Source organism: Allomesorhizobium camelthorni (genome assembly GCF_011045125.1).
Classification (GTDB): domain Bacteria; phylum Pseudomonadota; class Alphaproteobacteria; order Rhizobiales; family Rhizobiaceae; genus Allomesorhizobium; species Allomesorhizobium camelthorni.
The window spans coordinates 60,655-74,213 of record NZ_JAAKZF010000025.1 but is presented as its reverse complement, the minus strand read 5'-3'; the positions used below and the strand labels follow the sequence as shown (position 1 = coordinate 74,213).

At 61.4% G+C, this 13,559-nt stretch carries 10 protein-coding genes; 2 read left to right on the top strand and 8 right to left on the bottom strand.

What is annotated here, in order from left to right:
- Nucleotides 1-232: 232 nt before the first annotated feature.
- Nucleotides 233-1,639 (bottom strand): PIN-like domain-containing protein, encoded by a 1,407-nt coding sequence (locus G6N73_RS17985; RefSeq protein WP_165029988.1) that lies wholly within the window; start codon nt 1,637-1,639, stop codon nt 233-235.
- A 557-nt stretch (nt 1,640-2,196) separates the two neighbouring features.
- Between G6N73_RS17985 and G6N73_RS17980 the strand changes: the two genes are divergently transcribed.
- Complete coding sequence (locus tag G6N73_RS17980) at nt 2,197-2,427, top strand: hypothetical protein (protein ID WP_165029986.1); 231 nt, start codon at nt 2,197-2,199, stop codon at nt 2,425-2,427.
- Between the two features lie 169 nt (nt 2,428-2,596).
- Nucleotides 2,597-3,496: a dihydrodipicolinate synthase family protein gene (locus G6N73_RS17975; protein ID WP_165029984.1), complete on the top strand. Its 900-nt coding sequence runs from the start codon at nt 2,597-2,599 to the stop codon at nt 3,494-3,496.
- A 307-nt stretch (nt 3,497-3,803) separates the two neighbouring features.
- Here the strand turns inward: G6N73_RS17975 and G6N73_RS17970 are convergent, their stop codons facing one another.
- From G6N73_RS17970 to trbJ, 7 genes are all read right to left on the bottom strand, one after another.
- Nucleotides 3,804-7,853: an NACHT domain-containing protein gene (locus G6N73_RS17970; RefSeq protein WP_165029982.1), complete on the bottom strand. Its 4,050-nt coding sequence runs from the start codon at nt 7,851-7,853 to the stop codon at nt 3,804-3,806.
- 339 nt (nt 7,854-8,192) lie between these two features.
- Nucleotides 8,193-8,465 (bottom strand): DUF2274 domain-containing protein, encoded by a 273-nt coding sequence (locus tag G6N73_RS17965; RefSeq protein WP_165029980.1) that lies wholly within the window; start codon nt 8,463-8,465, stop codon nt 8,193-8,195.
- A 39-nt stretch (nt 8,466-8,504) separates the two neighbouring features.
- Nucleotides 8,505-9,722, bottom strand: coding sequence for a TraB/TrbI/VirB10 family type IV secretion system protein (locus G6N73_RS17960; RefSeq protein WP_165029978.1), 1,218 nt, complete (start codon nt 9,720-9,722; stop codon nt 8,505-8,507).
- A gap of 11 nt (nt 9,723-9,733) precedes the next feature.
- Complete coding sequence (gene trbG, locus G6N73_RS17955; protein WP_165029976.1) at nt 9,734-10,759, bottom strand: P-type conjugative transfer protein TrbG; 1,026 nt, start codon at nt 10,757-10,759, stop codon at nt 9,734-9,736.
- The gene (gene trbF / locus G6N73_RS17950; protein WP_165029974.1) at nt 10,749-11,480 is read right to left on the bottom strand and encodes a conjugal transfer protein TrbF; all 732 of its coding nucleotides are present in this window, start codon (nt 11,478-11,480) and stop codon (nt 10,749-10,751) included. Before trbF ends, trbG begins: the two co-directional genes overlap by 11 nt.
- On the bottom strand, nt 11,481-12,803 hold the full coding sequence (gene trbL, locus G6N73_RS17945) for a P-type conjugative transfer protein TrbL (protein ID WP_165029972.1): 1,323 nt from the start codon (nt 12,801-12,803) through the stop codon (nt 11,481-11,483).
- A 33-nt stretch (nt 12,804-12,836) separates the two neighbouring features.
- Nucleotides 12,837-13,559, bottom strand: coding sequence for a P-type conjugative transfer protein TrbJ (gene trbJ / locus G6N73_RS17940; RefSeq protein ID WP_206078926.1), 723 nt, complete (start codon nt 13,557-13,559; stop codon nt 12,837-12,839).

Below are 13,559 nucleotides of genomic sequence, written 5' to 3'. Positions count from 1 at the left end.
CAGACGGAAATCGATTTCCGCTTCACGGCTCCACGGACGATGTCCACGACGTCACCTGATGGTGATTCTGCCCGTCCGCGTTCGGGTTGGTATACGACAAAGCGGACGCTCACGCGCTTGCCGAGTTTTCGGCAAGATCACGAGGACAGCAGCGGCTAAGCTGACCCGACTGGATCGTTCTAAGCTTCGGTAACGGCAACATCGGTATCGAGGTCGTCACACTGCGTCACCCCTACGGCACGATTATAGGGCTGCCGGGCGGGTAGATGGCGAACATAAACGTTGCCTCGAACCGATCCTCTATGTCTGGATGGCTGGTTCTGATCAAACGCGCAAGTAAGTTGAAATCCTCTGCGTTCCTTGCCCAGATCATCTGACCTTTGATGACGCTGAAACCCTCTTTTGCGCTAAACATGGAAGTGGTGTCTATACGGTTTCCAATAGTTCCTACCGGAATGTTGTTCATCATGTCTTTGCCATTCGGGTATGCCCAGAGCGAGTCCTCGCCCTGTTCCGACACACTGAAGGTGAACGAGGCGCCTTCCGCATAAAACGTGATGTTCCTGCCACCGTGGTGCATTCGAAAGTCGGCGACAGAGGTGGATCCTAACGAGGTTCTGGCCTGCGTGTTGAACGGCTGGATGTGTCGTTCTTCTAACTGAGAGCTGACGCGAATAATGTTGTTCGCCGTCGTCTCCGCCTTCTCAATCTCGATTACAATGTCTTGAGCGACGTCCATTTCGCGGAGCACGTCATGGAATTCAACCAAGCGAAGCCCTTTGCCCCCGGAATGCTTACGGTACTCCGCTACTAGCTCCGGGCGCGGGTAGGCACCCGCGCCGTTTACGCGAACGAACCAGTCAGCCTTTTCTTCGCCGGTGACAAAGATCAGATCTTTTTTATGTACCTCTCCGAGGACCAACAAGGCTTTCCAAACCAAGAAATCGCCAATGCCGGTGTCCGGTTTCCCTCCGTCCTTAAACCCCGGAGGGATACGTTCCTTGAGACGAATTTTCCATTCTGACAGAATTTCCTCATTGGTCTGGGTGGGCGAAACGATGTTGGCTGCGTCAAACACTTTATCATAGACGCTGGTCACCGGGTCATCACCGCTCCAGCCTCTCACCTGCTCTTCAACCACGCCAATAGCTTTGGTGTACTGCCCCTTAGCCTCAGCGAGCGCCTTGCTCGCCATTGCCATTGCTTCGCTTCCTTCGATGCCCTCCAGGATCGGCGACAGCTTGGTTTCACCTATGTTTAGCCTTGACCGGACATCGGTAATCATCTTGAGCAACTCGGAGAGCTTACGATCCCTATGGACGATAAACTCTCGAGCAACGCGTGCTGGCAGGTATAGGCGGTTCGCCGAACGGAGGTCTTGGTAGAACGTTTGCAGCTTCGGCAGTCCATCCTTACGTATCGTGTAAGGCAGCAAAAGAACGTTAGTGTCTACTGCGATTATGACGTCCGGGCTCGACGCCTCTTTGACCCGGTTAGGTTTGAAAATCTGAGTGACGTCTTCGAAGATGCCTTCAAGCCTAAAGGGGTCTGATGTGTCAGGAGATGCTTTTTCGGCACCCTCCGGTTTGGTCAGCTTGTCTTCCTTTGGTCCAGTCATATTGAAGCCTGTAAACATCATTTTGGATGACCATGTTCAAGGTCTTGGGCCAAACTGCAATAGCAGTCTGTCGTCAGCTACGCCCATGTGGCCGATTTGCGATCGCCGAGTGTGCCGCGGCGTGAGAGGGATCGACACGGCATCTCCGTTTGCGGCCGACTAGAAATGAGCGCTCCGCCATGATCCATGGCGGCGGTGACCCACAAGGTCTGCTTTCAGAGCCGTCGCTTCTGGCCATGTACGGTGAGGTCGCTTGCCGAATGGCAGCTGTGCGCTGAACTCGCCCCGATAGCTGACAGTCTGTTATCGGCCCCAAACCAGTGAGCGTTTTAGGTCCGCCCATTTTCCTTCAGGCCATGTGGCCTAAGGAGAAACACCATGGGACTTTCACGATACGATCCCGCCTCGCTGGACAGGCGCGCTTGGAATGCAGGAAGGATAGTGGGAGCAAAACGAGCGCTGAGACAGCGGCACATCTGGGAAATCCCCGCTGACGCGGCATCTGCCGTCCTTCGGTATCGGTCAAGCCGCCAATCTGTGCTAACCCCCCGCCACCGAACAACCAAAGGAGTACAACCGTGAGCGAGCCGACCGTGTCCGAGGCAATCGACAGCATCTATGCATCGCTCCAATCAAACAATGCCGACATCGACGTACATATAGCGACCCTCAAGGCAGCGCTGACACGGGAGGGCATGAAAGAGGCAGTGTTCGATCCGACCAGGCTGGCACAGAACAACCGTTCGGGCCGCAAGCTGATGCAGGCTTATTTTCGGCAGCGCGGTGTGAACGTGAAGTTTTCCGCCTAGTGAAGCCGCCCGGGTGCGTGATTAGTGCTCACGGCAGCGGGTGACCATATGTTCGGAAGTGTTCGTCAGGCGCTTTCGTGCCGCAAGCGGCAATGATGGCTTTGCGCCGATCAGCTTCGATTGAGAGTTTGAAGAACGGGCGACGAAACGAAGGATTGCGGGAAAGACCATGACAACAGGCACCCCGTTCCGAGGTCTGTCAGCCTTCCCGCTCACGCCGGCGGACGAACACGGCCGCGTCGACACCGAGACGCTCGCTCGCCTCGTGGAGCGGCTATGCGAGGCAGGTGTCGACTCGATCGGCCTTCTCGGATCGACGGGCATCTATGCCTACCTCTCGCGCGAGGAGCGGCGGCGTGCCGTCGAGGCCGCAAGCGAATGCGGGCGCGGGCGCGTGCCGCTCGTCGTCGGAGTGGGCACGTTGCGGACCGACCATGCGATGGATCTCGCGCGGGACGCCGAGGCCGCGGGTGCCGACGCGCTCCTGATGGCGCCGGTCTCCTACACGCCGTTGACGCAGGACGAGGCCTACGAACAGTACCACGCGGTGACGGGCGCCTCGGGCCTGCCGCTATGCATCTACAACAATCCGGGCACGACGCACTTCACCTTCGGCATCGACCTGCCAGCGCGGCTGTCACGTCTCCCGACGATCCGGGCTGTGAAGATGCCCCTTCCGGCAGGCGGTGACTTCACAGGCGAGCTGGCGAGCCTGCGCGGCCGCACGCAGCTCGCTGTCGGCTACAGCGGCGACTGGGGCATGGCCGATGCAATGCTGGCGGGGGCGGACGCTTTCTACAGTGTCCTCGGCGGCACACTGCCGCGACTGGTTCTGACGTTGGTTCGTGCCGCCCAGGCTGGTGACGCGGAAGAGGCAAGGCGGCTCGACGGGGTCCTCCAGCCGCTCTGGGACACCTTCAAGACCTATGGCAGCTTGCGCGTGATGTACGCGATTCTCGATGTTGCCGGACTTGGGCGAGCGGAACCACCTCGTCCGATCCTCTCACTCAAAGCAGAAGCGCGCAAGCAAGTGCTGGCCGCGGTGGAACCCCTTCTGGCCTCTGGATGATGTAAAGTTCCTCCACCGCTAAGATCTGCGGCCTATGGGCCGGAGGGCAGATGTCGCGAACACGAGTAGCCGTAGCGGGTCGGAGAATGGCTGCTTCCGAAACCAAGCCGCATAAAGCTGCTGGTCCGGAAACGGCCCCCTTTCAGGCAAAGTTTGCCTGGTCCGCTTCACGCCCCCAATCCAGCCACTCAGGTCCTATTGATGATGTCCCAAAGCTGCCATTTGGCTTAGGCCGCATGAATTTCGGTGACAGGATATTAAGACGAATGGTCAGTGGCCTAACGACGAGAAAATTCGACGCGCGTAGCTACCCAGCTGCTCGCTTCTTCGAGCGTTTCTGATCTCGCTGGGCCTGAGCCGCGACCATCGTTGCTGGACGAGAAACATCCAGCACGACGATCGCCAGCCTGTCCTGCAAACGTGGCGGAATGTCGTTTAGAAGCATCATCTCAAGTGCCTCAGCGCTCGGTGGGAGTGCTTTCCCGTCGCTCCGGCCGGGAAGCGGAAACTCGGCGCCGAACCAAAAGACCAAGTAGATCCCAAATCCATCGGCGCCTGCATCAGCCGCGTAGCCGGCGAGTTGATCCATCGGTGCCGACCACAGCTCCCTATTGTAGTGACGCTTGGACTCGATCGGCAGATTCTTGCCAGCCTGGCTGAGGAGCAGGACGTCAGCCCTGGTATTCTCGCCACGCCGTGCTTCAGGAAGACTGGCGACAATACCATATCTCTCGAGGCGCACCCGCAGCAGTTCAAGGAGCCGGTCGCGGTCCTCGTTCTCGACCTGGGGCGTCGTTGCGGCGCCGTCCTTGTCTGTGTTCCAGAACCGCTTCCAAGGTGTTTCACTGCCGGTTCGCAGCGTCGCCCTGTATCGATCGATCTCTTCGAGAACCACCGCCGCGAGATCGGCGGGGCTAGCTGGAGCGCCGCCCGCAAGCGCCGCGACGAGGTCGCTCACTGGCGGCGCGACATAGAGGTCATCCCGCATCATTCTGGCATGTTCGGCGGCCGCGTGAGCGAGCTGCGGCCTCCAGCTTGGATGAACGTCTGAAGCAAGCGATTTGAGGACATCGCCAGCATCGGAGTTCTTGGATGCGCTCAGGCGGCGGATCGCAGCCCTGACGATGCCGCTGACCGTGTTCGAGTGACGCCAATCATCGTCGTCGGCTTCATGCGCTCTTCCAAGAACCGCGATCCGGAAGCGATCCAGCACATCGGGTTGCGGAGACCGTTCGTAGAATGCCTTTGCCAGATCCCCGTTCGGCCGCAACAATACCCCCTGGGCCTCCTCCTCGGAGAGCTCAGCGGAAACAGTTGTCGGATCGAGAGCCAGCGCGACAAAACTCCAGATCTCCCGCTGTTCATGGCCGAGATCGGATCGTTGCCGGGCTGATGCGGCGAAGCGCGCCAAGTCTTCGGCACCCAGAACGGAAGCGCCGGCGACAAGGGCCTGCCGCAACGCGGGCACTGGCAGATTGGGCCGATCATTCAGCAGGTCATGAAGGCAGGCCGCGACCAGCTCATGCTCGTTGGCGCTGACCAAGTGGTGTAGGCCATCCAGGTCCTCGTCTCCGGCATCGAGGGCGGCGTTCCAGTACCGTATCATCTGGCTGACACCTTGCTCCCGATCTTGCGCAAGACGTTGAACCGCCCATGTGGCAAGCGACGGCCCATCCTCGCCGCCAAAATAGTTCTGGCGCAGTCCGACGAGCGCGCAGACCAAAGGAGCCGCAGCAAGCTCCGCTTGCCGCCCATGCAACAGGCCCTGATGCAGGCCGGCAGCGACGACGAATTCCTGTGGGTAGGCTCCGTTCGTAGCCTCGGCCCGGCCAAGGCTCTCGGCATCGACCTTGATGTCGGTGTGTATCGCGAACTGGACGAACCCTTCTGCAATGGACGCTGCAATCTCACCGTTGGTGTATTCCACGACCTGGGCGAGTGGGTTGTCCTTCCTTGATATCCGCGCATTGCGGTAGTGGTCAGCAGCCCACTTCAACGCGCCGAACTCGCTCGCGACTCCGCTGGCAATCGCGGCGAGCTTCGGGGTCAACGCAGCGATGTTGTTTTTCCGGGAGGCTTCAGTCTTGGCTTCCCGCTGGGCCTGCCGTTGCGCCTCTCGCTTCTTCCACTTTGCGTTCGGGTCGGAAAGCAGCGACTTTATGAAGCCCGTGTAGCCGCCTTCCTCCTTGAGAATGTCGACGACCTTCTCGCGCCATGTCGACCAATGGGCCTCTCCGCGCGCAGCGTATGCGGCAATCTCAAACAGTCGCTTGCGCCCTGCCCCTTTCGCCTCCGTCCGCGCCAGCGCAAAAAGCCCCTTGACCAGTGCCTCCGAGGGAAGCCGGCGCATGGTCGAGATGTAGTGATTCACAACAACCCAAGCCCCATCGGTCGGCTCGCCGGTTCGCGACATGGCGAGAAAGAAGTCGAGTTCCCGCCGGGGAGGGTCACGGTCCACCCACTTCTGCATCGCCTCGACCACAGTGCTGTCCAGCATGTCCCAGACGTGCTCACGGGCATTGTTTATCCAGGTCCACAGGCGGTCGGCCCCGACATCTGGAGATCGTTCAATCGCGGAGGCCAGCGCCTGATCTATGAAGGATCGGATTTGCGATTTCTGCCGCAGCGCGCTCGTCGTCCCCTGCGAAATCGGTACATCGAAAAGGTCTTCGGGGGCCGAGCGACGCAGGGCAAGAGCCAGCGCGGTCAACGCTCCGCGGTCTTCAACTTCATCATCGTCGGATGGTGCGGGAAGTGCACCGAAGTCGGCCAGAAGTTTGCGGATCTCGGATGATTCTATTGCGTCTGCCGGCATACCTGCCAGAAGCCTCGCCCTCAGCACTACCTGGCCGGGCGCAGCGGGCTGACGCTCCAGTTCACCTATCAGGGCCCGACATGCGGCGGCTCGATCCTCGCTGGCTCGGAAAATTACTTCCGAGGCGCGTTCCCGCATCCACAACGGCCGACCGGCATCGAGCACGATCGCATGAAGTTTGCTTTGAATGCCCTTAACCGGGGGCCCGTCTGCAAGAGCCTGCAGGACCGTGACCTGGAGATGACTACGCACGTCCGCGTCCAGGATCGTCGCGAAATCCCCGGCCAGATTCTCGCCGGCAAGACCGCCGAGCACGGTCGCTTCCCCCTGCGAGGAAAGGAAATAGGGATCATCACGGTCAAGATTGAGAAGGATCGCTCTTCGTCCCGAGGTGTCGAAAGCGGCGCCGTCGCCATAGGCCAGCACAGTGGCGGCATCGCGATCGATGAGACGGAGTGCGCCCTGCGCGTCTCCCTGCCTGTGAAGATGGGCTGCGAACCAGGCATATAATCCACGAAGTTCGCTTGGTGCCCTGCGATCAGGGCCGGTGATGAGCGCGATTGCGCGCCGCAATGGGAACGTCGGGTTGTTTCCCGCGCCCGTCACGATCCTGGCCAGGAAGCGTGCGGCGAGAAATTCCGCCACGGTACGATGGAAAGCCTCGAAGATATGACCCTCGCCACGAAACAACGCCGTGTCCAACGTCGCATCTGCCAGCGCCGGCTCCAGATGGAGCGCATTCCTGGTCAGAAACTCATTGGCGCCGCCCGAATGGGGCGGCGGCGCATTTGAGCGCCAGAACGCCTTAGCGCCCGAAACGAGGGCGTAGAAGCACAGTCCGGAAGCGGTGTCGATGATTGCTTCGACGCTCGGCCGGCGATCTGTCGCCCGTTCAGGATCGTGCTCGTGGGCCAGCGCCCAGATAGCCTTTTCGAACAGCTCAAAACGACTGCTTGGCCATGTACCCTCGGCGGCGACCACCGAATGAAGCAATCGGAGGCTCAAAGGGCTTTCGAGAAAGGCTTCCGCGCCACGATTGCGTGCCTCAAACACGAACGTTCTCGGATCAGCGGCCCCAAGGGCGGTCAGGACAGCCCGGGCTTCGCCTTCGTCCAAGGGCAGAAGGCGCGCCACGATGATCGTGCCATTGTTGGCCGCCCTTCGCATGGCTCCGAGATCGGCGGCATCGCGCCAGTCCTCCGCCCGGCAGGTGAGGCGCCAACGACGGTTCTTGTTTGCCGACAAGGTATTGGCGAGTTGCAGGAGCTTGTCCTTGCCGTTCTCGCCCGTGCGATACTCGTCCAATGCATCAAGATAGATCGTCTCGCCAACGGGCAGCGGAGCGCCGTTCATCGCTTCTCGACAGGTGAAGAACTCGCCACCCTCGGCCGCAGCCTCGTAACGCAGCGCCGTCGACTTGCCGAGGCCAGGCTCGCCGAGCAGAACGACAAAAGGTTGATCGCGCAGCGAGCTCAGGGGGCACTCGGTCGCTTCTGACTCGCTTTGAACAAGGACGCGCCGATCCAGTGATGCAGTTCTCATCACCAAGAAATACTGGGCCCCGTGCCGGCGACAAAGAACAAAATGCAGGTTATTGGCCAGCTATCCGCAATCCCTGTGGATGGCTCCTCATGCCTCGGCCTTGTATTCGACGGCAATATCTTCGACAGACTGGGCAGTAAGCCGAACTGGACGATGGCGACCGTCGGCTTGGCGAGTTAACGAAGAACGGCAGCTATCGCCTGACCATCTTGCAAACCGGACTGTCCGGAGCGGCCTCAAGCCACGTCATTCCACGTTCGGCATGGCTACGACCGCCCATGCGCAATCTTCTTGTCCCAAAGCGGAAGATCTCTGCCTCTCGGTCCGGGCATTAGCTCTTCACTCGGAACCTGAAAATGGCTGGTGTCGCGATTTCTTCGACGTGTCGGCGGCCGGCAAGCCATCCCTTCTAGCCTTAGCAAACGCTCGGTCACTTTCCAGGAATGTCTCAAGCATGAAGGGAATGAGTTCAGCGACTGTCTCGCTGTCACCATATGCTTCCTGATAGAGGGCCGCGTAGTCGCTGAGCGCCTGCCTGAGTTCAGCGCTCACTGAGATGGTGATTTTCGCCAGCTTGCGGTCTGGCAGCTTTCTGAGTTTCAGGATGACCAATTTCGATGCTCCCCCGTTCGCTGAGCTTCGGCAGAACCTTCAGCCACCGTACGGTCGCAACACGAGATCCTTGTGGACGATCACACGCAGCGGCCATCCTGGGCGGACAGTGATGGTGGGCTGGATGTTGAGGTTCTTCTCGGTGATGCGTTGGCCGGCGCGGTTGACGTTCTGCTGGGTGGATTCGCGGATGGCGCGGACCAGATCGCTTTCGTTTTTGCCGAGGCTCAACTCGGTGCCGACGCCGAGCAGAGTTGCAAGCGCGATGCCCTTGATCAGTCGCCAGGTATGGAAATCGACCTTGTCCTCAAGTCCGGCATAACCGGCGGTGTCGGTGGCGGGCAGGTTGTCGATTTCGATGGAGGAGCCGTCGGGCAGCAGGATGCGCTGCCAGACGAGCAGCGCGCGCCTTTGCCCGAAGGCAACAACGCTGTCATAGGTGCCGATGAGGCGCGAGCCCTGCGGGATCAGCAGGACACTGCCGGTGACTGTATCGTAGACGTTTTCGGTGATCTGGGCGACGACAAGCCCTGGCAGATCGGAATTGATCCCAGTGATCAGACTCGCGGCAATCACGCTGCCTGCCATGACTTGATGGGGCGAGGCCGGCTTCTGCAGGGCGTGGGGATTATAGATGCCCTCCGTGTCGCGTGATTGCAGGAAATCCAGCTTGCGCTGCTGGTTGTTCTGGTCACCTTCCGCCGGCGCCACGGAAGCGCGCGCAAGTCCGGCGTCCAGCTGTGGAATGGATGCATGCAACGGCGGCCGCACCTCCTGATTCCTGCTGTCGGAGCTGGTTTGGTTTGCCTTGTTCTCGATCCGGAAAAAAACTTCAGATTCGCGCGCCTGAATCGCCTGCTGGGCGAGACGCTGCTGCTCGGCGGAAACTTCCTGCCCCGGCGCAATGCCGAGCTGGCGTTGCCGCTCTAGGATTGGTCGCCCGAGATCGCCGGGCAACGGCGGTCCGAGCATCGGCGTATCCGGCTTGATTTTGGAGTAATCACCAGGAAGCGCTTCAAGCCCCTCCGCTGTCGGTTTGCGCTCCGTGTCGTAGAGCTCTTCGGCCTGCTCCTTGATGCGCAGAGCCGGTCCCTGCAGCGCAATCATCGTGACGCCCAAAATGGCGCCCGAGCCCAGTGCCGCGATGGCGATGATGACGCCGCGTCTGAACCGCACGACGCGGCGCGGCGACGCTCGCAGCTGCAGATCCTCGGGATCGACTTTCGGAGGAATATCGGATCGGGATGTACCGGTCATGATCCCTCCCCTCACCGTCCCGACCGCCCAAAGAGCGATGGACGCCGCCGTGGCTTGCCGTCGCTTCTCGTGATGCGCACCACCTGCTGCGGCTCCGTACCAAGCCGCAGTTCGGCGGCGGCAAAGAGCCGGTCGACGACGTAGTAGTTGCCGCGCATCCGATAGTTGACGAGCTGGTTGTCGCCCTTGGCGCCGACCACGAAGAGCGGCGGTGCCTCGCCCTGATCGATGCGGCGCGGGAACTCGATATAGACCTTGTGGCCGTCGTCAAAGGCGCGCACTGGGCGCCAGGGCGGCGTGTCGCCGGTGATCGAATAACGGAAGCGGATATCGTCCAGGGCCACGTTGGACGCCATCGGCATGGCAGCCTCGGCTTCAGCATTGCGCCGACGCAGGGCTATGATCTGGTCCTCGCTATAAGTCCAGGAGATCGCCGCCATGGCGGTCTTTTCCGTGCTTTCGAGCTGTAGATGGTAGGAGCGTCGGTCCGTTGTTACGACGAGATTGGTCTTGAGCCCTGGCGCGAAAGGCTTAACCAAGACATGGGTGCGCTGGTTGTCTCCGGAGCCGCTTACTGTGTCGCCGATCACCCAACGCACAGTGTCGCCGGCCGATACCGACGTGAGCGTCTCGCCCGGCTGCAGCGCGACATCGGTGACGCGCTCGGGCGCCGCATAGAGCTGGTAGAGCGCGCCTTCCGCGTAGGGATAGACCTGAACTGCGTTGACATAGCCATGTTTCGTCGGTTCCTGGGTGGCAGCTTTGTTGGCATCGACGACGCGCTCCGTGGGTGAGCGCTTATCCTCGGCCGCCTTCCCCGGTTCGGGCTGCAGCTGCCCCGGCAGTGGCAGTGGCTTCGGGACTTCGACGATCCTCACCGGCTTGTCCGGCGCTTTCTCGATGACGGCCGTTTTGAAGTCCGCCGCATCATACGAGATCTCGGGCGGCGGAACCGGCTTCGACGCGCAGGCGGACATGGCAAGCGCCGACGCGGATACGATCAGCGCAGCACGGAACAATGACGCTCTATTCTTCATTTGCTGGCTCCTTCGGGGAAACGGGTGTCGGCGCGGCGCTGTCGAGCTCACGCGACCAATCGATGGCATTGATAAAGACGCCGAGCGGGTTCCTGCGCAGCTGGTCGGTGTTGCTCGGTGGGCGGATCACCATCGTGAGGATCGCGGTCCAGCGGGTGGTGCTGGCGAGGCTGCCGCGCTCATAGACCTGTTCGGTCCATTTGACCTGGAACGAGCTATCGGACGCCCTCACCACGCTGGTCACCTGCACCGACACGCTGCGCGTGCCGATCTTGCCGAACGGGTCGTTGATCTTGGCGTATTCGTTGAGGAAGAGAGCCGCGCGGTCGGTGGCGAAGTCGTATGCCGAAAGCCAGTTCTGCCGCACCAGCACCGGATCAGTGGAGATGGAGCGGACATTCGAAATGAAGCGGCCGAGATGCCATGCGATCTGGGCATCGGACGGCTCGTAGCCCTGTATGGCCGGCGCGACGGCGCGCGCCTCACCAAAACGGTCGACCTCAACGACGTAAGGCACGACGCGGCTTTGCATGGACTGCCACAGAAGCCCGCTGGAAAGGCCGGTCGCCAGCGCCAGACAGCCGAAGGCCATTAGCCGCCAGTTCCTGGCTTGCACGCGAGCGGAGCCGATGCGCTCGTCCCAGAGTTGGCTGGCCCTCTGATAGGGCGTGACGGGTTCGGGTGTCTTCCCGTAACGCTGAACGGGTCGCTTGAAGAGCATCTAGTCGTCCTTGTCGTTGAGGGAGGGATTGGCGCCGCCTCCCGGCCGGTCGCCGTCACGGACGGCCTGCATGGCAGTGTGGCGATGGGCTCGGGCCGTCTGCTCGGAGCGAAGGCGCCTAGCCCAGGCCGGGGTGGCATCGGCGGCTGTGTTGACGGCACCTTCCTGCTTGGAAGAGGTCGGCGCACCGCCCGTCGCCGTCCAGGCGGCATCGCGGCCGGTTTCGACGCTCCGACGGACCGGAGCTGTTACAGACCGTGCGCTCCGCATCACTGCGCCGCCGGCGGCTCGTGCCACGCCGCCCATTCCAGCCGCCACACCTGACAGACCGGACTCCCCGGATGTATCCCGTCCGAAGCGATAAGCCGTGGAGGTAGCGGAACCCATGACAGTGCCCGCGCGGACCGCGGCAAGACCGCCCCCGGTAGCCATACGGGCGCCAGCGAATGCCGTGCCGCCGGCAACGAGCGTCGCACCGGCCGCCGTTGCTGTGGTTCCGAGCGCGGCGCCTGCACCAAGCTGAGGTGCGCCGGAAACAAGTCCCGAGGCAATGCCTGGTCCGAAGATGCCAAGACCGAGCAGAGCCAGTGCGCCCAGCACTTGCGACATGGCGGCGGCTAGGTCCGGCTCCTGGCCCTGCGGTGCAGAAGCAAACTCGGCAAAGAGCGTGGAGCCGATGCCCACGATTACGGCGAGCACCATCACCTTGATGCCGGACGCAATCACATTGCCAAGCACGCGCTCGGCCAGGAACGCCGAGCGATTCCACAGCGCAAAGGGCACCAGCACGAAGCCGGCGAGCGTTGTGAGCTTGAACTCCAGGATGGTGATGAAGAGCTGGATGGAGAGGATAAAGAAGGCGATGATGACGAGGAACCAGGCGAGCAGCAGCACGAAGATCGTGAGCGCGTTGCCGAAGAATTCCGGGAAACCGAGAAGCTGGCTTGCCTGATCGAGCAGCGGCCAGGCGCCCTCGAAGCCGGTAGCGGCAATGCGGCCCGGCCGCAGGAGATCCTCGGGCGAGAGACCTCCGCCCGACGCATTGATGCCGAGCCCGGCGAAGGAGCGGTAGATGACGCCAGCGAGATTCGCAAAATTGTTCAGGAGGAAGGCGAAGACGCCGACATAAAGCACTTTGCGGACAAGCCGGCCGAAAATGTCGTGCTCGCCGCCGAGCGCCCAGAACAGGCCCGCAAGCGTGATGTCGATGCCGATCAGGATGGTGGTGAGGAAAGCGACGTCGCCCGAGAGCAGACCGAACCCGCTGTCAATGTAGCGGATGAAGGTCTCCATAAACCGGTCGATGACGCCGAGATCGTTCATGCCGCCGCTTTCCTCGCTACAACGGATGTCGGCTCAGTTGCCGGAATAGGCCTTGCCAGAGCCGAGGAAGCGCCGCGTCGTCTCGCGCGCGGCCTCTTCCGACTGTGCTTTACGGGCGGCGTCCTCAGCTTCGGCCCGGTACTGGGTGGCGAGCAGCGTCTGGATCTGCATGTGCTGCTTGGCCGACAGCGCGATCAGCTGGTTGGTTGCCTGCTGGGCCTCCAGTGCGCCGGCGGCGCCCTGGCTGCGATTGACGAGCTCAGCAAGCAGATCACCGTCGGCCTGGACGTTCTCGACGATCTGCGACTGCATTCGCATGGTCTGGCGGAAGGCCTTCATGGCGCTTTGCCAGCGCTCGCGTGCTGCCGAGGCCAGGTCGTTCACCTTGATCGTGGCGTCGTAGCTTTCCGGATACTTTTCTCGCCATCCACCCTCGAGCTGGTCTAGGTCAAAACTCAGCCCGTCGGCCTGGATCATCAGCCCGTCGATACGGTTGAGCGCGCCGGTCAGCTGACCGAGCGAGGAGAAATCCAGGCGCTGAAGGTTGCGAGCCATGTTCTGCAACATGGTCGCCTGGTTCTGCAGCGACTTTATCTGGTTGTTGATCTGCTCCAGCGAGCGTGCCGCCGTCAGCACGTTCTCGGCATAGTTCCAGGGATCGAAGACGGTGACGGCGAAAGCCGGTGGGGCAAATCCGGCGATCGGCTTGAGGATGAGGGAGACGGTGACAAGACCCGTGACAAGGTGGCGCCGCAT